This is a genomic window from Olsenella sp. KH3B4 (genome assembly GCA_900111695.1).
In the GTDB taxonomy this organism is placed as follows: domain Bacteria; phylum Actinomycetota; class Coriobacteriia; order Coriobacteriales; family Atopobiaceae; genus Tractidigestivibacter.
On the sequence record FOHD01000006.1, the window covers coordinates 1 to 19,163 of the forward strand.

The 19,163-nt window shown below is 63.0% G+C and carries 29 protein-coding genes; 4 read left to right on the forward strand and 25 right to left on the reverse strand.

Annotation, left to right across the window (positions count from 1 at the left end; genetic code table 11):
• Positions 1–251, reverse strand: a 251-nt coding sequence (locus BMX94_RS06660) for a helix-turn-helix domain-containing protein (protein ID WP_143052287.1), incomplete at its 3' end; no start/stop codon positions are given.
• Positions 252–447: 196 nt separating this feature from the next.
• On the opposite strand from BMX94_RS06660, the gene BMX94_RS06665 reads away from it, so the two are divergent.
• From BMX94_RS06665 to BMX94_RS06675, 3 genes are all read left to right on the forward strand, one after another.
• Positions 448–921: a ribonuclease domain-containing protein gene (locus BMX94_RS06665; protein WP_091005026.1), complete on the forward strand. Its 474-nt coding sequence runs from the start codon at positions 448–450 to the stop codon at positions 919–921.
• 8 nt (positions 922–929) lie between these two features.
• A complete protein-coding gene (locus tag BMX94_RS06670) occupies positions 930–1,208 on the forward strand; it encodes a barstar family protein (RefSeq protein ID WP_177171363.1) in 279 nt (92 codons plus the stop codon).
• A gap of 252 nt (positions 1,209–1,460) precedes the next feature.
• Positions 1,461–1,847 carry a nuclear transport factor 2 family protein gene (locus tag BMX94_RS06675; protein WP_091005030.1) on the forward strand — a complete coding sequence of 129 codons (387 nt, stop codon included), beginning with the start codon at positions 1,461–1,463 and terminating at the stop codon, positions 1,845–1,847.
• 34 nt (positions 1,848–1,881) lie between these two features.
• Here the strand turns inward: BMX94_RS06675 and BMX94_RS06680 are convergent, their stop codons facing one another.
• A complete protein-coding gene (locus BMX94_RS06680) occupies positions 1,882–2,877 on the reverse strand; it encodes a glycosyltransferase (RefSeq protein WP_091005032.1) in 996 nt (331 codons plus the stop codon).
• A 138-nt stretch (positions 2,878–3,015) separates the two neighbouring features.
• Here BMX94_RS06680 and BMX94_RS06685 point away from each other — a divergent pair, with 138 nt between their 5' ends.
• Positions 3,016–4,170, forward strand: coding sequence for a glycosyltransferase family 2 protein (locus tag BMX94_RS06685; protein ID WP_177171364.1), 1,155 nt, complete (start codon positions 3,016–3,018; stop codon positions 4,168–4,170).
• Between the two features lie 43 nt (positions 4,171–4,213).
• On the opposite strand, the gene BMX94_RS06690 is transcribed toward BMX94_RS06685, so the two are convergent.
• From BMX94_RS06690 to BMX94_RS10760, 23 genes are all read right to left on the reverse strand, one after another.
• On the reverse strand, positions 4,214–5,296 hold the full coding sequence (locus BMX94_RS06690; RefSeq protein ID WP_091005036.1) for a glycosyltransferase family 2 protein: 1,083 nt from the start codon (positions 5,294–5,296) through the stop codon (positions 4,214–4,216).
• Positions 5,297–5,502: 206 nt separating this feature from the next.
• Positions 5,503–6,294, reverse strand: coding sequence for a hypothetical protein (locus BMX94_RS06695; RefSeq protein ID WP_091005037.1), 792 nt, complete (start codon positions 6,292–6,294; stop codon positions 5,503–5,505).
• A gap of 45 nt (positions 6,295–6,339) precedes the next feature.
• Complete coding sequence (locus BMX94_RS06700; RefSeq protein WP_091005039.1) at positions 6,340–7,287, reverse strand: putative manganese transporter; 948 nt, start codon at positions 7,285–7,287, stop codon at positions 6,340–6,342.
• Positions 7,288–7,322: 35 nt separating this feature from the next.
• Entirely contained in the window at positions 7,323–8,216 is an 894-nt protein-coding gene (gene truA / locus BMX94_RS06705) for a tRNA pseudouridine(38-40) synthase TruA (RefSeq protein ID WP_091005040.1), read from the reverse strand.
• Positions 8,217–8,349: 133 nt separating this feature from the next.
• Positions 8,350–8,859 (reverse strand): 50S ribosomal protein L17, encoded by a 510-nt coding sequence (rplQ, locus tag BMX94_RS06710; RefSeq protein WP_091005042.1) that lies wholly within the window; start codon positions 8,857–8,859, stop codon positions 8,350–8,352.
• A 33-nt stretch (positions 8,860–8,892) separates the two neighbouring features.
• A complete protein-coding gene (locus tag BMX94_RS06715) occupies positions 8,893–9,834 on the reverse strand; it encodes a DNA-directed RNA polymerase subunit alpha (protein WP_091005043.1) in 942 nt (313 codons plus the stop codon).
• 24 nt (positions 9,835–9,858) lie between these two features.
• The gene (rpsD, locus tag BMX94_RS06720; protein ID WP_032110512.1) at positions 9,859–10,452 is read right to left on the reverse strand and encodes a 30S ribosomal protein S4; all 594 of its coding nucleotides are present in this window, start codon (positions 10,450–10,452) and stop codon (positions 9,859–9,861) included.
• An 18-nt stretch (positions 10,453–10,470) separates the two neighbouring features.
• Complete coding sequence (gene rpsK, locus BMX94_RS06725; RefSeq protein WP_059052952.1) at positions 10,471–10,872, reverse strand: 30S ribosomal protein S11; 402 nt, start codon at positions 10,870–10,872, stop codon at positions 10,471–10,473.
• A gap of 12 nt (positions 10,873–10,884) precedes the next feature.
• Positions 10,885–11,256 (reverse strand): 30S ribosomal protein S13, encoded by a 372-nt coding sequence (gene rpsM / locus BMX94_RS06730; protein ID WP_091005045.1) that lies wholly within the window; start codon positions 11,254–11,256, stop codon positions 10,885–10,887.
• A 21-nt stretch (positions 11,257–11,277) separates the two neighbouring features.
• Positions 11,278–11,391 carry a 50S ribosomal protein L36 gene (rpmJ, locus tag BMX94_RS06735; RefSeq protein WP_013252436.1) on the reverse strand — a complete coding sequence of 38 codons (114 nt, stop codon included), beginning with the start codon at positions 11,389–11,391 and terminating at the stop codon, positions 11,278–11,280.
• Between the two features lie 126 nt (positions 11,392–11,517).
• Positions 11,518–11,736 (reverse strand): translation initiation factor IF-1, encoded by a 219-nt coding sequence (gene infA / locus BMX94_RS06740; RefSeq protein ID WP_059052948.1) that lies wholly within the window; start codon positions 11,734–11,736, stop codon positions 11,518–11,520.
• Positions 11,737–11,851: 115 nt separating this feature from the next.
• Entirely contained in the window at positions 11,852–12,646 is a 795-nt protein-coding gene (gene map, locus BMX94_RS06745; RefSeq protein WP_091005047.1) for a type I methionyl aminopeptidase, read from the reverse strand.
• Positions 12,643–13,269, reverse strand: a complete 627-nt coding sequence (locus tag BMX94_RS06750) for an adenylate kinase (RefSeq protein ID WP_091005049.1) — start codon at positions 13,267–13,269, stop codon at positions 12,643–12,645. Before BMX94_RS06750 ends, map begins: the two co-directional genes overlap by 4 nt.
• Before the next feature lie 64 nt (positions 13,270–13,333).
• Positions 13,334–14,611 (reverse strand): preprotein translocase subunit SecY, encoded by a 1,278-nt coding sequence (gene secY, locus BMX94_RS06755; protein ID WP_091005052.1) that lies wholly within the window; start codon positions 14,609–14,611, stop codon positions 13,334–13,336.
• Positions 14,605–15,054, reverse strand: a complete 450-nt coding sequence (gene rplO / locus BMX94_RS06760) for a 50S ribosomal protein L15 (protein WP_091005054.1) — start codon at positions 15,052–15,054, stop codon at positions 14,605–14,607. The genes secY and rplO overlap by 7 nt, the downstream gene beginning before the upstream one ends.
• A gap of 11 nt (positions 15,055–15,065) precedes the next feature.
• Positions 15,066–15,254 carry a 50S ribosomal protein L30 gene (rpmD, locus tag BMX94_RS06765; RefSeq protein WP_032110520.1) on the reverse strand — a complete coding sequence of 63 codons (189 nt, stop codon included), beginning with the start codon at positions 15,252–15,254 and terminating at the stop codon, positions 15,066–15,068.
• A 2-nt stretch (positions 15,255–15,256) separates the two neighbouring features.
• Positions 15,257–15,778, reverse strand: a complete 522-nt coding sequence (gene rpsE / locus BMX94_RS06770; RefSeq protein ID WP_091005056.1) for a 30S ribosomal protein S5 — start codon at positions 15,776–15,778, stop codon at positions 15,257–15,259.
• 9 nt (positions 15,779–15,787) lie between these two features.
• Positions 15,788–16,156, reverse strand: coding sequence for a 50S ribosomal protein L18 (gene rplR / locus BMX94_RS06775; RefSeq protein ID WP_059052937.1), 369 nt, complete (start codon positions 16,154–16,156; stop codon positions 15,788–15,790).
• A gap of 60 nt (positions 16,157–16,216) precedes the next feature.
• Positions 16,217–16,753 (reverse strand): 50S ribosomal protein L6, encoded by a 537-nt coding sequence (gene rplF, locus BMX94_RS06780; RefSeq protein ID WP_091005058.1) that lies wholly within the window; start codon positions 16,751–16,753, stop codon positions 16,217–16,219.
• Between the two features lie 29 nt (positions 16,754–16,782).
• Positions 16,783–17,181 (reverse strand): 30S ribosomal protein S8, encoded by a 399-nt coding sequence (gene rpsH / locus BMX94_RS06785; RefSeq protein WP_032110524.1) that lies wholly within the window; start codon positions 17,179–17,181, stop codon positions 16,783–16,785.
• A gap of 87 nt (positions 17,182–17,268) precedes the next feature.
• A complete protein-coding gene (locus BMX94_RS06790) occupies positions 17,269–17,454 on the reverse strand; it encodes a type Z 30S ribosomal protein S14 (RefSeq protein ID WP_032110525.1) in 186 nt (61 codons plus the stop codon).
• Between the two features lie 67 nt (positions 17,455–17,521).
• A complete protein-coding gene (gene rplE / locus BMX94_RS06795) occupies positions 17,522–18,082 on the reverse strand; it encodes a 50S ribosomal protein L5 (RefSeq protein ID WP_059052932.1) in 561 nt (186 codons plus the stop codon).
• 295 nt (positions 18,083–18,377) lie between these two features.
• Entirely contained in the window at positions 18,378–19,067 is a 690-nt protein-coding gene (locus tag BMX94_RS10760) for a zinc-ribbon domain-containing protein (protein WP_091005272.1), read from the reverse strand.
• Positions 19,068–19,163: the final 96 nt, after the last annotated feature.

A 19,163-nucleotide genomic window follows, 5' to 3' on the forward strand; every position in this document is an offset into this window, starting at 1 on the left:
CGTGCCGCCGGCCTGGCGCGGGGGCGCGCCCTCCGGTAGGCGGGGCTCCCCTCGCCGTGGGCGCAGTGCATGCGGGAGGCCCGGTCGGGCATCTCGCGGGCGGCGAGCTCGCCCGCCTCCTCCATGCGCAGCCACCGTCTCAGGTTCCACTCGTTGGGGAACAGCGCGAGCCTGCGGCAGGCCTCCGCCACGCTCATCCCGCTCTGGTGGAACTCCCAGAGTATCCCCTCGCGCTCCTCTTTGGTATACATCCCGGGCTCCCTCCCGGACCGAGAAGGTCCGATCGTTCGTCCGGGGTCCCGTTCGATGCAATTCTGCGTCTCCGACAAGTTCCGCCCGTCACAGCAACGATTCAAACGCATCTCCGGAGCAGCCAGGACACGTGCGGCCTGCCCCTCGCGCATCGTACAATCGACAGGACCACGTATCCTGCCATGAGGAGAGGCGATGGGACGACTTCACAGGCTTGCATTGGCTCTTGTTGCTGTGCTCTTGGCGACCACGCTTGGCCTCACCCTCACCGCTTGCGAAAGCAAATCTGCCCGTCAAGCAGAAGCCCCCTCCCCCACTTCCACGGCAATCTCACGCGACGGCAGCTACACCAGCAAGGACGACGTGGCACTCTACCTGCACACGTATGGCGAACTCCCGCCAAACTTCATTTCAAAGACCAAGGCCCGCAAGGCCGGATGGGACCCACAAAAGGGCAACCTCAACGAAGTCTGCCCGGGCAAGAGCATCGGCGGCAGCGTCTTCTACAATGATGACCATGCGCTTCCGGACGCCCCTGGCCGTACCTGGCACGAATGCGACGTCAACTACCAGGGCGGGCACCGCGGGCCAGAGCGCATTGTGTACTCCACCGACGGCCTCGTGTACTACACGCCAGACCACTACAAGACCTTCGAGCAGCTCTACTAGGAGAAACCTTGGCAACTGTAAAGATCCGCGAGGCAAGCAGAGACTCCGAGCAGGAGATATTCCAGCAGATCGCGAAGAAGCTGAAGTTCCCCAGCTACTTTGGCAACAACTTCGCCGCGCTGGAGGACTGCCTCGGCGACATGACCGAGAGCACGCGCGTCGACGTCGTGCGCTACCGCGATGACCCCGACCCCAAGCGGCGCGCCTTCTTTGGGACCCTCTGCGCCGTGGTGGCTCGGGTGGCGCTCGAGAACCCCAACGTGCACCTCACCATGTACGAGAAGTAGCCGGGCGCACCGGGACCGACCCAAGTGGGATTGCTGGGGTCGTCGAATTACGCACGGCTGAGCCTGGGACGAAAAAAGCGCTGCACCACACAAACCCAAATCGCTGCCGTGCGTAGTTCGTCCCCTGAGCGCACCGGACCAACTGGACCCGCACCAGGCAGGGGCAGTCACCGCCACGGCAAGCAAGGCAACCGGTCGCAAACAATCTGAACCACCGGCGCGATCGGAGGAAACGACAAACGGAGGCAGGATATGGCACGCGAAGGTCTCTCAAACAGGCAGATCGTCCTGGATTTCTATCGAGATGTATTCAACGGCTGGGACGTCTCGAAGGTCTCGGACTATGTTGCGCCGAACTACATCCAGCACAACCCCACGGTCGAGGACGGCCTCGAGGGGTTCGAGAAGTTCATCAAGTTCTTCACGTTGCTCAAGCCCCGCTGCGAGGTCATCCGCTGCGACGAGGTGGGAGACATCGTCTATGTCTTCTTCCGTTGCACGCTTGGCAACGGAACCGTCAACAAGGTGGTGGACATCTACCGCCTCGAGGATGGCATGCTGGCCGAGCACTGGGACGTAGTCGAGCACGACGTCGCCAAGAAAGAGAGCGAGTCGGCAAATGGGAATGGCATCTGGTAGACCGCGCCGGGTGCTTCTCGAATAGCGCAGTCGCCTATCCCAAAGGCGGCATGGGCTCCCAGGTAGGGTCGTGCAGGGCCTTCTTGGAGTCGCGATACCCCGCCCAGAGCCTTGCCCAGCTGGGGCCAAAGTGCCCCCGGTCCACCAGCACCAGACGCAGGAACTCCTTGGCAAACGAGAGGAACGTGCCAAAGCCATAGCCCACGGGGTTGTAGTCGCCGTGAAGCATGAAGTAGCGCGCCATGTAGCCGCGGTTGCGCATGATGTAGTAGCGGGTCATGTCCGAGGTAGAGGAGATCTGCCGCACGCCCGACGCGCCGACCTCCTGGTGCGGCACCTCACGCGTACGCCGAAGCACGTAGTCCGGCACCAACACAGGCTGGCACACCTTGCTTGCCAGGTAGCCATAGGTGGCGTCGTCGTAGTAGATGAAGAAGCGATAGTCCGGCAGCCCGATCCTCTCGACGACCCGACGCCGGAAGAGCCCGCCTTCGAAGCACATGACGTTCACGTCGATGTGGTCCGCGCCGTTGAAGCCCGCGCGAGAGAGCGGGTTGTAGATGCACAACGACGTCATGAAGTGGTGCTGCCAGAAGAAGGGCGTACCATCGTAGTCGTAGCGCTGGCCCTGCACCACGTCGTAGCGGGCAGACCACGGCTCCAGACGCTCAAGGGCCTCGGGGAGCACCGCGACGTCATCGTCCATGACCCAGAACCACTCGGCACCAAGCTCAAAGGCGCGCCTCACGCCCTCTGAGAAGCCACCAGAGCCGCCGGTGTTGGTCTCCTGCGGGTCATAGACCACACGAGCGGTTCCACCCGCAGAATCAGGCTCAGAGCCCGTCTCGCCCCACTGCGCCAAGAGCCTCGCCGAGAAGTCCGCCACCATCCTGGCCGTCTTGGGTGAGTTCTCGTTGTCCACCACCACCACGCGCCACGGCGCCACCGTGAGCTCCGCAATAGAGTCGAAGAGGCGGCCCAGCAGCTCCTGGCGTTTGAAGGTGACTATCACAATAGCAAGACAGTCCATGTCCCATCCAAGGTTACGGCGGTCGGTACGACGTGCACGGCGCATCGCGGACGGGCCAAGCGGCGGCCCATCGCCGAGTCACTGTATTATAGGGTACGGCCGCGGACCCACCGTGGCGGTCGGCGGCAGGGAGGTCACGTGGAAGCCACGAATCCAGACGGCAGGACATCCGGGAGCAACAGGCGTTTCTCGCACAAGGTGTCGGTGGTGGTGCCCACCTACAACGTCGAGCGCTACCTCGACCAGTGCCTCACGAGCATCCAGATGCTGCCGTTTGCGAACATCGAGGTCATCTGCGTGAACGACGGCTCGACGGACGGCTCGCTCGACATCATGCGCGAGCACGCCGCGCGCGATCCCCGCGTCCGCGTGATCGACAAGCCCAACGCCGGCTACGGCGCGGCGTGCAACACGGGCATCGACGCGGCAACCGGAGACTACGTGGCCATCGTCGAGCCGGACGACTACCTTACCGGCAACATGTTTGGCGACCTCCTCGCCTTCGCAGACTCCCTCGAGGGCGGACCCGTTGACGTCGTGAAGTCGTCCTACTGGCGCATCTTCAACTCCGGCACCCACAACGAGCTGCGCACGGTCTGCCTGTACCAGGACCGCGTGAACCCGCCGAGCCAGCCCTTCGCGATTGGCGACGGCGTGGCGCTCCTCGAGCACCACCCGTCAATCTGGACGGCCCTCTATCGCAAGGCCTTCCTGGACGAGAAGCACATACGCTTCCGCGAGTACCCGGGCGCCGCCTGGGCGGACAACCCCTTCCTGGTGGAGACCCTCTGCCAGACCGACCGCATAGCCTACGTGAACCGTCCCTACTACAACTACCGCGAGGACACCGAGGAGAAGCTCGTCGCCTCCACGCGCCGAGACCCCCTGCTGCCGATAAAGCGCTGGAACGACATGCAGGACATCGTCGAGCGCCTAGGCGTCACGGACAAGCGGGTTCTCTCGGCGCAGACGAAGCGCGCCATCAACTACTGCGGGCTCGCCATCGACGCGGTCGGCCTCGACCACCCTGGCATCCGCGAGGCGGTAACGGACGTCTACCAGAGGCTCGACTACGACCTGGTGATGGAGCAGCCGCTCGTGACGCCTGCGGCAAAGCGGCTCTACTGCGAGCTCACGGGCCAGCCAGACCCTAAGGTCGGCCGCCTCTCGATGCTGCCCGCCGCCGCAAGCGAGGTGTGGTACCGCCTGCGGCACACCAGCCCCAGCTACACGTGGTTCTCAATCACGAGCTTCTTGCGGCACCGCAGAGGCCGCACCGGCAAGGGCGAGTAGAAAGCGGCATTCCGCGGCATGCAGGCGCTGGGCCCCGCCGAGCCTAGAGCGACGTGCAGAACGGCCCAAGGCCCCTCTCGCCGCCGCGCCTCATGAACGAGGCGAGAAACCCCTCGGTGTACGCAAGCCCGGCATTGCCAGACCTGATTGGCCCCTGCATCGCCTTCGCACCAACGCCACGGGGGCGTGCCACGTCGGCGGCAAGGCGGGCCCTGTCGGACGAGACCATCTCGCCCACAAGGCGCCGGCGCTCGGCGGCAGAGAGCCCCGAACGGTCCGAGAAGACCCCCGCCACGCAGTCCACGAGGCACTCGAAGTAGCGGTTCTGGATGAGGCCCATGCTGGTGGGGTCTCCGTCAAGGCCCCAGTGGTGGTAGACACCCACAAGGGTGCCGTACTGGCGCTCAAGGGCCCGGTAGTCGCGCAGCGAGAAGCCTGGCAGCTTCTGCGGCGAGCGGCACTCGAGGTGATAGCGAACGTTCCCCGTAAGACCAACGCGCTCGACGTCGCGCACGTAACCCGCCACGAACGAGAGGGCGTCGCTGCAGTCGTCACCGGTATCGGCAAACGAGAGCCCCAGGCGCTCGATGCGCGAGCGCAGGAAGAGCTTGGCACAGGGGGACGAGAGCAGGTTGCCCTCGAAGAGCTGCCAGGCCCCCGCGCGGAAGTCATGCTGGGTCGGGAAGACATAGGCGGGCTGATTTGCCTCGACGGCCTCCTCGCGATGTCCGTCTCCCTGGGCGGATGCCGAGAAGCCCGCGATGGCAAGCTCGAGGGAGGACTCCTCCGCCACGCCGAGAAGGTCTGCCAGCATGTCTGGGTTCGCCCAGCCGGTCGCATCAAAGAATACGAGGTTACGTCCACGGGCACGAGACATGCCAAGGTCAAGCGCGGCAGCCTGTCCGCAGCCCTCGGCACGCACCAGCGAGATGGTGAGGTCCCTCTCGGCCATCGCGTCAACGATGCCTGGCGTGCCGTCTGTCGAGCCGTCGTCGACAACGATCGTCTCGTGGTCTCTCATCGTCTGGTTCTGGATGCTCTCGAGGGCTCGCCGAATCGTGGCAGCGTCATCGTGCGTGGCAACGACAATCGATACGACCGGCTCCCTGTACGCAGTGCTTGGCATATCCTGGCGCGACTCTCCTCCCCGAAGACCGTCCCAGCGGGCTGCAGAACAGCCCCCACCAAAGGATGAGGAAAGGTTATCAGCCGTTCGTGGAGCCTGCGTGACAATCACGCTCGACTACCATTACTACAAATAAAGCGCAGGAGGGAGCCATGCCTCAAGGGTCGGCGTACGCGTTAGCCAGCGACCCGCGGGATGCCGCGGCGCTACTCGGCGTTGCTCACGAGCGTCCCCACGGCCAGCCCAAGCGATGCCTGGTCAATCACGCTATATCCCGTCGAGACGGAATTGCCGCCCTCGTCGGTGGTCGTCTCCTCCACCATAGGGGCATCCACCTTCGAGAGGCCCGACGTCCCCGCCGACTGCACCTTCTCGGCAAGGTCGAGCAGCTGCTGGGAGGACATGTCGGTGCGTATGGACGAGAGGAACTCCGTTGCACGACCAATGAGGGTGTTCACGCCACTGCCTGCAAGGGAGCGAATCTCGTCCCACACCGCATTGGTCGAGACAATCACGTGCGTGACCGGCAGGTTTGTCGCAGAAGACAGCGGGGCGACGCAGGCTCCTGCGCCGGAGCCATGAAAGAGCTCGGCAAGCGTGGTGTCCTGCCCGTCATTCGTAACCTTGACGTCAATGAGGATGGACACGAGCGTGCCCGTGGCGGCGGTCTCGTCGTAGACCAGAAGCTCCGCGGAGGAGAGGTTTGCTCCCCCGGTCTGGGAGGCATCGAGCGAGTCCGTCGTGAGGAGCAAGACGCCCATGAAGGTGTCGCCCGAGACCGTGTAGCCGAGGTCAGAGACCTTGGACGTCCTTTTCACCGAGGAGCTCAGGCTGCTGTCTCCCAGGTGCGACTGCGCCTGCGCGCGCCGCCATGCCAGCGTGCCAACCACGCCACAGGCGACAAAGACAGCGACCAGCACGATGACCGCGATGAGGTTTCGATGCGGGTTGTCCCTTGGAACGTCCGTCCTCTCGAAGCGCTCGCGCTGCCTGGCCATGGCACCCCTTCCGTCGCCCGATCTCTGGCGCCGGTCCCCCGGCGTCTAGAAGAGCATACCCGAAGCCGAGACGGCCAGGCCAACGACGACCCCGACCGCGTAGATGAACGCGGTGACGGCAACGTTCTGGCGCACGTCGCGGTTTGTGCGGAAGAGGACGAGCAGGCCCACGCCGCCTGAGACGAGAAGCCCGGCGACCATGGGACCGGCGGCAAGAACGCCGTCGAGGTAGAGCTCGGTGATTGCGACAGACGCGCCGCAGTTGGGGATGAGGCCCACGAGGGCGGCGAGGAAGGTGGCCCTCACCGGATGGCTGCCCAGGAGCTGTGCGAGCGCGTCCTCCCCCATGACCTCGATGAGCAGGCCAAAGAGAAACGTCACGAGCAGGATGAAGCCAGTCACCTGGACGGTGTGGATGGCAGCGGAGCGCACGATGGCCCAGTGGCCGTGACCGTGGTGGTGGCCACGCTCGGCCTCGCCGTGACCGTCCGCGTCCGACTCGGGCGACGCGTCGGACCCTGCCTCGTCATCCTCGCAGCGGCAGTGGGCGCGCTCGCAGAGGTCATGGATGTGCGGCTGGGGATTGCCCACATGGCGCACGGCATGCAGCACGGCGTCGAGCAGCAGTCCCACAACAATACCCACGACCACCTTGAGGAGCATGATCGAGAGCAGTCGACCCGCCGGCTCCTGGTGGGCGAGAAACACGGGGACCATCTCGTCGGAGGTGGAGAGGATCACGGCAACCAGCGTGCCCGCCGTCACCACTCCTCCCGAGTAGAGCGTGGCCGCCATGGCCGAGAAGCCGCACTGCGGAACCGCGCCGAGAAGCCCGCCCACGATGGGACCCGCATGCCCTGCACGGGCAACGAGCCCCTGCATGCGTCCCTCGGTGGAGTGCTCGAGCGCCTCCATGGCAAGGTAGGTCACAAACAGAAACGGCACGAGCTCAAGTGTGTCCAGCACGGAGTCGGCTATGACGTCGACAAGCATATCCAAGGTTTGTCCTCCAAGTGGTAAGGCCCAATCTAGGCCCAGGGCGTGAGAAGTCCGTCGGGATATTCTACCCAGGCAAACGTAAGACCCTGCGCGGGGGCGCATGGCCCGGCGGCGACCCTGTCGCGCGCGGCGAGCACCTGCCTCACCCAAGAGGGCTCCCGGTGTCCCCGCCCAACCTCGACGAGCGTGCCGGTGATGGTGCGAACCATGTTGTGCAGGAATGCGTTGCCCGTCACGTCGATGGCAACGAGCTTCTCGCCAGCCTCCTCAACGTGGGAGACCTCAACGCTCTCGAGGCAGCGAGACGTGGGCTTGCCCTCAGCGGACGACGCCTTGCAGAAGCTCTTGAAGTCATGCTCCCCCACCAGATAGGAGGCACCCGCCGCCATGGCAGAAACGTCCAGTTCGCCGCGATACCACCAGGCATGATCCCACGCGAGCACGGGACGCGCGTCTCCCGTGGCAATGCGATAGCGGTAGGACCGCGAGGTGGCGTCAAAGCGTGCCGAGAAGAGCGCATCGGCGCGGTAGAGGCCCCTGATCGAGATGTCGTCAGGCGTCAGGGCCACGAGAGAGCGAGAAAGAGTTCGTGCGTCGAGCTTTAGCTCTTCCTCGCTCACAGGGACGCTCACGAACTGCGAGAGCGCATGGACGCCAGAATCGGTTCGTCCTGCGCAGACAAGCTCGACCTCACGCCGCAGAACGGTAGAGAGCGCATGGCGAAGCTCGCCTGCCACCGTCCGCATGCCCGGTTGCTCGGCAAAGCCTGAAAACTTGGCGCCACGGTATCCCACGCAGAGCACGAGCGTGCCGGCAGCAGGGGCCCCATTGACCAGCGGAGGCTCGCGCTCGGACCGGTCTGGCCTGTGAAGGGGCGCAAGCCCCCCAATGGTCGTGGAACTAGCGGAAGGCTCAGCCGCCATGAACCAGCCCCCCTTCAAAGACGTCATGGTTAACGCAAGGAGCATAGCATGAGGTCAAAGCCCCCTCAGGAAGATCAAAAAGGACCCCGGCCATTCGGTCGGGGTCCTCATCGTTACCGCGATTGGGAAAGCCCTACTCGGACTTCTCCTCGGACTCGGGAGCGGCCTCCTCGGTCGAAGCCTCCTCGACGGGGGCCTCCTCAGCCTTGGGCCCCTCGGCGGGGGCTGCGGCCACCTTGGTCACGGTTGCCTTAGGCTCGGCCTTGGTCTTGGGCGTGACGGCCTCGGTCACGAGCTCCATAATGACGACCTCGGCACCGTCACCCTTGCGGGGACCGAGCTTCATGATGCGGGTGTAGCCGCCGTTGCGGTCGGCCCACATGCCCTGCGCGGCCTTCTCAAAGACCTCGCGGACGACCTCCTTGTCGCCAACCTTGGCGATGGCAAGGCGACGGGAGTGAAGGTCGCCCTTCTTGGCCCAAGTGATGACCTTGTCAACCTCGGGGCGGATGGCCTTGGCGCGCGGCTCAAGGGTCTTGATGCGATCGTTAGCAAGCAGGGCAGAGACCAGGCTCTTCTTCATGGCCTTGGTGTGGCTGGCATCGGTGCCGAGCTTCATGCCCCTCTTCTTGTTGTGCCTCATGTCTAGCTTCTCCTATGCGATGCGTGCGGCGGCCTAAGCCTTGAGGGAAAGTCCCATGGACTCAAGCTTGTCCTTGACTTCCTCGATCGACTTGACGCCAAAGTTGCGGATGTTGAGAAGGTCGTTCTCGGAGAACTCCACGAGCTGACGCACGGAGTGAATGCCTGCGCGCTTCAGGCAGTTGTAGGAGCGGACGGAGAGGTCCAGGTCCTCAATCTGCTTGTCAAGCTCAGCGTTATCCTCCTCGGCGCCCGTCGCGAAGATCGACTCGTCCTCCTGGGGCTCGTCGACGTCCGCGAGGCCCATGAAGGCCGTCATGTGCTGGTTGATGATGTTGGCGGCCTCGACGATGGCGTCGCGCGGGCTGATGGAGCCGTTCGTCTCGACCTCGAGCAGCAGGCGGTCGTAGTCGGTGTGGCGACCAACGCGGCAGGGCTCGACGGACTTGGCGCAGCGGCGCACGGGCGAGTAGAGCGAATCGACGTGAATGATGCCGATGGGGTCGCTCTCGCGCTCGTTGTCATCGCCGGAGACATACCCACGACCGATGCCAATGCGCATCTTCATGGAGAGGTGCGCGTCGGCGCCGAGCGTGCAGATAGCCTGGTCGGGGTTCACGAGGGTGAACTCCGCAGGGATGTCAAAGTCCCCGCCGGTGACCGTCATGGGGCCATCGACGTTGATGGAGGCAGTTGCCTCCTCGCCGGTGCCCATCGAACGGAACACGAGACCCTTCACGTTGAGGACGATATCGGTGACGTCCTCGTAGACACCCGGCACGGTGGTGAACTCGTGCTGCACGCCATCGATCTGGATGGCCTCGACGGCTGCGCCCTCGAGTGAGGACAGCAGCACGCGGCGCAGGGAGTTGCCCAGCGTGTCGCCATAGCCACGCTCGAGCGGCTCTGCGCTCACGCGAGCGAGGTTGTCGCTGATCTCTTCTACCGACACTGTGGGCCGGATGAACTCGGACATTGCTACCTCCAAACTGAGTCGGGCTTACTTGGAGTAAAGCTCGACGATGAGCTGGGCGTCGATGTCGAGATCGATCTGGTCGCGGTTGGGAAGCTGGAGCACGGTGCCCTGGAGCTTCTCGATGTCGACCTCAAGCCACGCGGGCACGGCCATGTGCTCGGAGGAGATGAGGGCCTCCTTGATGGGGAGAAGGTCCTTGGCCTTGGGGGCCACGGCGACGACGTCGCCGGCCTTCACCTGGTAGGAGGGGATGTCGACGCGGTGGCCGTTCACGGTGATGTGACCGTGGAGAACGGTCTGGCGGGCCTCCTTGCGGGTGCGGGCGAAGCCGAGACGGAACACGACGTTGTCGAGCCTGGACTCGAGGATGGTCATGAGGTTATCACCGGTGATGCCCTCGCGCTTGAGAGCCAGCTTGTAGTAGCTGCGGAACTGCTTCTCGAGAACGCCGTAGATGAACTTGGCCTTCTGCTTCTCGCGGAGCTGCGTGCCGTACTCGCTCTCCTGGCGGCGACGCTGCTTGGGCTGACGGTGAGATTCCTTGTTGATTCCCATGACGACGGGATCGATGCCGAGCTGACGGCACCGCTTAAGGACAGGCGTCCTGTCAACTGCCATTAGTGGTGTCCTTCCTAGCTACACGCGACGACGCTTGCACGGACGGCAACCGTTGTGCGGGATGGGGGTCTTGTCCTGGATGCCCGAAACCTCGAGGCCGGCAGCCTGGAGGGAGCGGATGGCCGTCTCACGGCCGGAGCCGGGGCCCTTGACGAACACGGAGACCTTGTGCAGGCCGTGCTCCATGGCTGCCTTCGCAGCGGCCTCAGCGGCAAGCTGGGCTGCGAACGGGGTGGACTTGCGGGAGCCCTTGAAGCCAACGGTGCCGCCGGACTGCCAGGAGATCACGTTGCCCTGGGGGTCGGTGATGGAGACGATGGTGTTGTTGAAGGTGCTCTTGATGTGAGCCTGTCCAACCGCGATGTTCTTGCGCTCAGAGCGGCGCACGCGGGTGGTACGGGCATTCTTCTTCTGCGGCATTGTGTTATCCCCTTACGCCTTCTTCTTGGCACCGATCTGACGCTTCTTGCCCTTGCGGGTACGAGCGTTGGTGTGGGTGCGCTGACCGCGGACGGGGAGGCCCTTGCGGTGGCGAAGGCCACGGTAGCAGCCAATCTCCATCAGACGGGCAATGTTCTGCCTCACCTCACGGCGAAGGTCGCCCTCGGTGGTGTAGTTGGCATCGATGTAGTCACGAAGCTTGGTGACCTCGTCCTCCGTCAGGTCCTTGACGCGAGTAGAGGGGTCAACACCGGTCTCCGCGCAGATCTTGGTTGCGCTGGTCTGGCCGATGCCGTAAAGGTAGGTGAGTCCGACCTCGACACGCTTGTCACGCGGAAGGTCGACGCCATTGATACGGGCCAACGTGAGTCTCCTCTCAGTTATCTAGCCCTGACGCTGCTTGTGGCGCGGGTTCTCGCAGATTACGTATACCTTGCCGTGGCGACGAATGATCTTGCACTTGTCGCACATCTTCTTGACCGAAGGACGTACCTTCATGTGTCTTTCCTTCCAGTAGACAGTACCTGTACTGGTAGTGCATCTGGCCTGGCAGGTGGTGCTGCCTGGCGCTTCTATCTCATCGCCCAGCCGCAGGCGTGAATAACCGACCGTTGTGCGCAGCGCCTACTTGTAACGGTAGGTAATGCGACCCCTCGTGAGGTCATACGGCGAAATCTCCACCACGACCTTGTCGCCGGGAAGAATCCTGATGTAATTCATCCGGATCTTCCCCGAGATCGTGCAGAGGATGGTCTTGCCGTTCTCAAGCTCGACGTTGAACATGGCGTTAGGCAGCGGCTCGATGACCTTGCCCTCAAGCTCGATTGCATCCTGTTTGCTCAAATTCAACCCTCTCAACGCTGTGACAGCGACCAAATATCTTACCTAAAATCATCACAAACGTCCACGTTGCACGCAAATCGCACAACGTGGACGCAAATTATCTGCGAGAAGGACGCTAGGCGTCCCTCTCACCGCCCTGCATGGGACACCAAGACCCTTCCTCGTCGGTAGTAAGGATAACAGGGCCATCCTTGGTGATAGCAATGGTGTTCTCGTAATGCGCAGCAGGAAGGTTGTCGTTGGTGACAACGGTCCAACCGTTAGAGAGCGTATGCGAATCGTAGGAACCCATGGTGATCATGGGTTCGATCGCGATGACCATTCCCACCTGAAGGCGGACGCCACGACCACGCTTGCCGTAGTTGGGGACATTTGGGTCTTCATGCATCACATGGCCAACACCGTGACCAACGTAGTCACGCACAACGCCGTAGCCATGTGATTCGGCGAGTTCCTGGATGGCAGCACCAACATCACCCAACCGGTTGCCGGGGACGGCCTGCTCGATACCTGCCTTGAGACAATCGCGGGTGACCTCGCAGAGACCCTTTCGCTCATCGGACACGTTGCCCACATAGAATGTCCAGGCATTGTCACCGACCCAACCCCCGAGAGTTGCCCCGGTGTCGACGGAGATGATGTCCCCCTCCTCGAGTGCAACTGCCGGGGAGGGAATTCCGTGCACGATCTGCTCGTTGACGGAAGAGCAGATGCTCGCCGGGAAACCACCGTAACCCTTAAACGTTGGGGTTGCCCCATGCAGGCGAATGTAGCCCTCGACGACCTGGTCGATCTCGCGAGTGGTAATGCCTGGCCGGACCATCTCCCCGGCACGGCGAAGGGCCGCCTTGGACACTGCCCCGGCGGCCTTCATCTGCTCGATTTGCTCAGGCTTCTTGATGTGGATCATGCGGTAAGGAGAGCCTTGACGTCGGCATAGACCTCGTCGACCGGCCTGTCTCCATCGACCTCCTTGAGAATCGAGTGACCGCGATAGTACTCGACGAGAGGAGCCGTCTGCGTCTGGTACACGTCCAGGCGCTTCTGGATGGTCTCGGGCTTGTCATCGTCGCGCTGGTACATCTCGCCACCGCAGCGCGGGCACACGTCGACGCCGGCTGGAGCTGTGTAACCGCACGAGCGGCAGGTCCTGCGCGAGCTCAGGCGCTTGACGATGACGTCGGGCTTCACGTCCACGAGAAGGGCGGCGTCGAGGTTGCGCTCCATGGACGCAAGCTCGGAGTCAAGCGTAACGGCCTGGGCGGTGTTGCGAGGAAAGCCGTCCAGGATGAAGCCCGCCTGCGCATCGTCGGCCTGGAGACGCTCCTTCACGAGGTTGATGACGAGCTGGTCAGGCACGAGCTTACCGGCGTCCATGTAGGACTTGGCCTCGATGCCGAGCTTGGACTGTGCCTTGACGGCAGCGCGGAGAAGGTCGCCGGTTGAGATGTGGACGAGCCCAAACTCCTCCACGAGCTTCTGTGCCTGCGTCCCCTTTCCTGCGCCTGGGGCACCGAGAAGAACGATGTTCATGTGCATCCCCCTTCGAAAAAAGGGGTGTCGGCCAGTCGACCGACACCCCCGCACAACAAATTGCCTACTTGAAGAATCCGTCGTAGTTGTGCATCTTGAGCTGGCTCTCGAGCGATGCGATCGTGTCCATGGCAACGCCGACCATGATGAGCACCGAGGTCCCGCCGAACGACTGTATGAGCGTGTCGTTGGTGAACCAGAAGATGATGGTTGGCACCACGGCGAGAACTGCCATGAAAATCGCCCCAGGCAGCGTGACGTGGTCAATAGTGCTCTTGATGTAGGACGCCGTCGCCGCGCCAGGCCTTACTCCGGGGATGAAGCCGCCCTGCTTGCGCAGCTGATCGGCCGTCTCCTCGGGGTTGAAGACCATCGAGGTGTAGAAGTAGGCGAAGAACACGATGAGCACAACGGAGAGGACCCAGTTAAGCCAGCCCGAGGAGAGGGCGTTGGCAACCGCCTGAATCCAGTCCACGCCAGGGAAGAACACGGCGATCTGGGCCGGGAAGTACAGAACCGCAGAGGCGAAGATGATGGGAACGACGCCTGCCGTGTTCACCTTGATCGGGAGATAGGTGTTCTGACCACCCATGACCCGACGACCCACGACGCGCTTCGCGTACTGCACGGGAATACGGCGCTGCCCTCGCTCCACATAGACGATCAGGGGCACGACCGCCACGATCACGATGAGCGTGATGATGGTGAGCAGGGCGTTGCCGTTGGTCGTCACCGAGGAGATGAGCGCGGAGGGCAGCCCGGACATGATGTTCGCGAAGATGATCAGGGACATGCCGTTGCCAACGCCACGCTGGGTGATGACCTCACCCAGCCACATGATGATCACGGCGCCGACAAGCATCGTGAAGACCACAATGACGTTCTCGAGTGCCTCGGGAATCCCCATCTGGGAGAACGTTACGCCAAAGCTCTTGAAGTAGAAGAGATAGGCGATCGCGTTGAGGAGTGCGAGGCCGATGGTGAGGTAGCGGGTGTACTGCGTGATCTTGCGCTGACCCGACTCCCCCTCCTTGGCAAGCTCTCCCAGCGAGGGGACCACCGCTTGGAACATCTGGAGGATGATCTGCGCGGTGATGTAAGGCATGATGCCCAGGCTGAACACGGACATGCGCGAGAGGGCGCCGCCCGAGAACAGGTTGAGCACCGCCATGGCGCCGCTCGAGGAGACGCCGGCGGCATACGCGCTCAGCATCTCCTGGAACGGGGCCCCAGGCACGGGAAGGTACGCACCGAACCGGTAGAGGACGAGAACCCCCACGGTGAGGAGAATCTTCTTCCTCAGCTCCGGAACTCGGAAAGCGTTGGCGATTCCGTTTAGCACGCCGGCTCGACCTTTCCTCCGGCCGCCTCAATCTTAGTCTTGGCCGAGGCGGAAACCTTGTCCACCTTGACAGTGAGCTTCTTGGTGAGCTCGCCGTCACCGAGGACCTTCACGGGAACATAGGTGCGCTTGATGATGCCCTTTGCGACGAGAGACTCGACGTCGACGGTGTCGCCGTCCTCAAAGACCTCCTGGAGACGGGCGACGTTCACGGGAGCGTACTCGACGCGGTTGGGGTTCCTGAAGCCGGGGAGCTTAGGCAGGCGCATGGCGAGCGGCTGCTGGCCGCCCTCGAAGCCGGCGCCCTTGCCGCCGCCGGAGCGGGAGAGCTGACCCTTGGTGCCGCGGCCGGCGGTGGTGCCGTGGCCGGAAGAGTTGCCGCGACCGATGCGCTTGCGGTTCTTCCTGGAGCCCTCTGCGGGGCGCAGATCATTGAGCTGCATTTGGGTGACTCCTAGTTCTCTTCAACGGTCACGAGGTGCTTGACCTTGAAGATCATGCCTCGGACGCTGGGGTTGTCGGGCAGGACGGCGACGTCGCCGATCTTGCGAAGGCCCATGGCACGGCAGGTGGCCGTCTGGTCCTTCTTCACCTGCGTCACGGCACTGCGGACGAGGGTGACGGTGAGCTTCTTCTCTGCCATCGCTAGTTCTCCTTCCCGACGAACATCTCGGAGACGGTGAGGCCACGGCGCTCAGCGGTCTCCTGGGGGCTGGAGAGCTCCTTCAGGCCCTCGGCAGCAGCCTTGATGATGTTCATGGCGTTGTCGGTGCCCAGGGACTTGGAAAGGACGTTGGTGATGCCAGCGAGCTCGAAGAGCGGGCGCACGGGGCCGCCGGCGATGACGCCGGTACCCTCGATAGCCGGCTTGATGAGAACGCGGCCCGCACCGTAGTGACCCTCGACCGTGTGGGGAACGCTGCCCTCGGCGGTGACGGGAACCTTGAACATGTTCTTCTTGGCGTCCTCGACGCCCTTCTGAATTGCCAGGGGCACCTCGGTGGAACGGCCCATGCCAAGACCGACGTTGCCCTTGCCGTCGCCAACGACGACGAGAGCCACGAGGGACATGCGACGGCCGCCCTTGACGGTCTTGGAGACGCGGTGGATGTAGACGACGCGCTCCTGAAGATCCGTGTCCTGCTGGCGCTTACGATCACGTGCCATTGAATCCTCCTAGAACTTCAGGCCCGCGCTGCGGGCACCGTCTGCCAGAGCCTGGACACGGCCGTGATAGATGCGGCCGCCACGGTCGAACCTGACCGTGGTGATGCCCTTCTCGATGGCACGCTTGCCAACGAGCTCGCCCACGAACGCGGCGGCCTCCTTGTTGGAGCCCACCTTCCCGGTTGCGCGGAACTCGGGGTCGAGGGTCGAGGCAGAGCACAGCGTCTTGCCCTCGGTGTCATCGATGACCTGAGCGTAGATGTTGGCGTTGGTGCGGTGCACGCAGAGGCGGGGACGCTCTGGGGTACCGAAGATCTTGGCGCGGACGCGACGCTTGCGACGCGCGAGGCCAGCTGCCTTCTTCTGATACTTGTTCATTCCTTCTCCTTAGTCACGCCACCACCTGACGGGGTGATGGTCTTGTGCCTGGTCCTAATACTACTTGGCGGCCTTGCCGAGCTTGCGGCGGATGTGCTCGCCCTCGTAGTGGATACCCTTGCCCTTGTACGGCTCAGGCGGACGCTTCTCGCGGATCTCGGCGGCAACCTGACCGACCTGCTCCTTGGAGATGCCCTTCACCGTGATGTGGGTGTTGTCGGGCACCTCGAACGAGATGTTCTCGGGGCAGGCGAAGATGACGGGGTGAGAATAGCCGAGGGAGAGGTCGAGGTCCTTGCCCTTGAGCGCGGCACGATAGCCGACGCCCGTGAGCTCGAGCTTCTTCTCGAAGCCCTCGGAGACGCCCACGACCATGTTGTGGATGAGGGTGCGGACGAGGCCCTGCTGAGCGTTGGACTCCTTGGACTCGTCAACGCGGGCGACCGTGAGGACGTCACCCTCCTGGGTAATGCTCACCAGGTCAGAGAAGGTACGGGTGAGCTCGCCCTTGCTGCCCTTGGCAGAGACGGTGGTGCCGTCGATGGTCACCGTGACTCCAGCCGGAATCTGGACAGGCTTCTTACCAATACGAGACATTGTCTCCTCCTATCTTGATTCAGCCGGAGTTACCAGATGTAGGCGATGACCTCGCCGCCGACGCCGAGCTTGCGGGCGTCGCGGTCGCACATCATGCCCTTGGAAGTAGAGATAACGGCAGTGCCGAGGCCGCCCAGGACGCGGGGAAGCTTGTCCGCCTGGGAGTAGATGCGAAGGCCCGGCTTGGAGATGCGACGGATGCCGCGGATCACGCGGGCGCGCCTGTTGCCGTACTTAAGCGTAATGTGAAGGGTCTTCTGGGGCTTGGTGTCCTCCACCTCGTAGCCCTCGATGTAACCCTCCTCCTTGATGACGCGGGCAATCTCGACGAGCACCTTGGTCGAAGGCATGGAAACCTCGGCCTTGCCCGCTGAGTTCGCGTTGCGGATGCGCGTCAGCATGTCTGAAATGGGATCGGTAATCTTCATTGATCCTTCTCCTTCGTCATGATGAAACTGCGTGTCCGGTTCGCCCAAACCCATGGCGTGGGCGCCTGGACGCCAGAGCCCTGCGTCCTACCAGCTTGCCTTGCGGACGCCAGGAAGCTCGCCCTTGCTTGCCAGCTCGCGGAAGCAGACACGGCAGAGACCGAACTTGCGATAGACGGAGTGGGGACGCCCACAACGCTGGCAGCGGTTCTGCTTACGCGTCGAGAACTTCGGCTCGCGGTTCGCCTTGACGATCATCGATGTCTTAGCCACAAATCCTCCTTCATAGTGCATCTTGACCGCCCGGGACATCCCGGGCGAGGTCATTGCAATGGTTGGCCTACTCCGCCTTGAACGGGAAGTGGAAGGCGTCGAGAAGCGCCTTGCCCTCCTCGTCGGTGGGAGCGGTGGTCACGATGGTGATGTCCATGCCGCGCGTACGGTCGATCTTGTCGAAGTCAATCTCAGGGAAGATCAGCTGCTCGGTGACACCCATGGAGTAGTTGCCACGGCCGTCGAAGCTCTTGGGCGAGAGACCACGGAAGTCGCGGATGCGCGGGATAGCAACAGCGATCAGACGGTCGAGGAACTCCCACATGCGGTCGCCGCGAAGGGTGACCTTGGCACCGATTGCCTGACCGGCGCGCAGGTGGAAGGTTGCGATGGACTTGCGGGCGTGCGTGACGAGCGGCTGCTGGCCGGTGATGGCGCGCAGGTCCGAGATGGCGCCGTCGATTGCCTTGGAATCGGTTGCGGCCTCGCCAACGCCCATGTTCACGACGATCTTCTCGAAGCGAGGGATCTGCATGACGTTGCCGTAGTTGAACTGCTTCTGCAGCTCGTCGCGGACCTCGTCGTAGTACTTCTGCTTGAGGCGGGGCACGTACTTCTCTTCTGCCATGTTCACTCCTTAAATCTTGGTGGTTTACGTGCGGGGTTTCTTTCTCGCACCCCCTGGGGTGGCACTCCCAGGAGCCAGTGGCTGCACCGCGAGACAGCATAGTCCCTGCCTAGCGACGCAAGGTCAAATCATAGTGTTTCCGGCGATTTTCTGCCAGCCCTCATGTTTGCTTGTTTTGGCGCTGGGAAATTCTCCTCAGTATCAACACGAGAAGGCCCCTCCCCGCTCCCACGGGAAGGGGCCTCAACGCTCGTTGATCCCTGGCACAGCGTGGTCTGAAAAGCTCCGCACGATGCTAGTCGAGCTTCTTGCCGCACTCCGGGCAGAAGTGAGAGCCGGGCTGGACGGGCGCTCCGCACTCAGGGCAGAAGTGTCCGGCGGCAGGTGCGACAACCGTCTCCGGCGTTGGCTGGGCAGTGGGTGTGGCCGGCTCCGGCATTGGCTGGGCAGGCGCGGCGGGCGCCGGCGGGACAGGCGACTCCGGCGCAGTCCCAGCAGGTGGCAGCTGCGAGGCGGGACTGTTGTCCAGCATGCCCTTAATGTCGTTGGTGTTGCGGGCAATGATGACGCTCAGCATGATCGACTCGAAAGAGACGCGCTCGAGGAGCTCGACAATAAGGCAGAGAATGGCGCACATGATGAGCGTTATCAGGAACGCCACGATGCCATCTGCAATGCTGGCGAGAACCAGCGCCAGGAAGAAGAAGGCAGTGAAGATGGCGCAGAAGATGTAGAGCGCTCGTAGGATCTTGTCGATGACAAGCTTGTCAAAACGCAGGAACGGACCCCATGTGCTCTTATCTTTTATGCTGAACGGCTGGTCGTTGCCGTCGCTAGCGTATGTGCGGTACACAATCACCGCAAGCACAATGGCCGCAATGAACCCAATGACCAGCAGCGTCGCGAAGATTCCGCCAGCTGCCTCCAGCCCCATTCTAGGACTGCCAAAACCATAGTCGTTGTAGCCGTACCCGTATCCGTACATGGCGCTCCTTTCGGTTGGTCGAGCGTCGCTCGCCCGTCATCCCGCGGCGCTACGCGCGCGGCGCGGGTCCCCCTAGGCTCTTCTCATGGTAATACA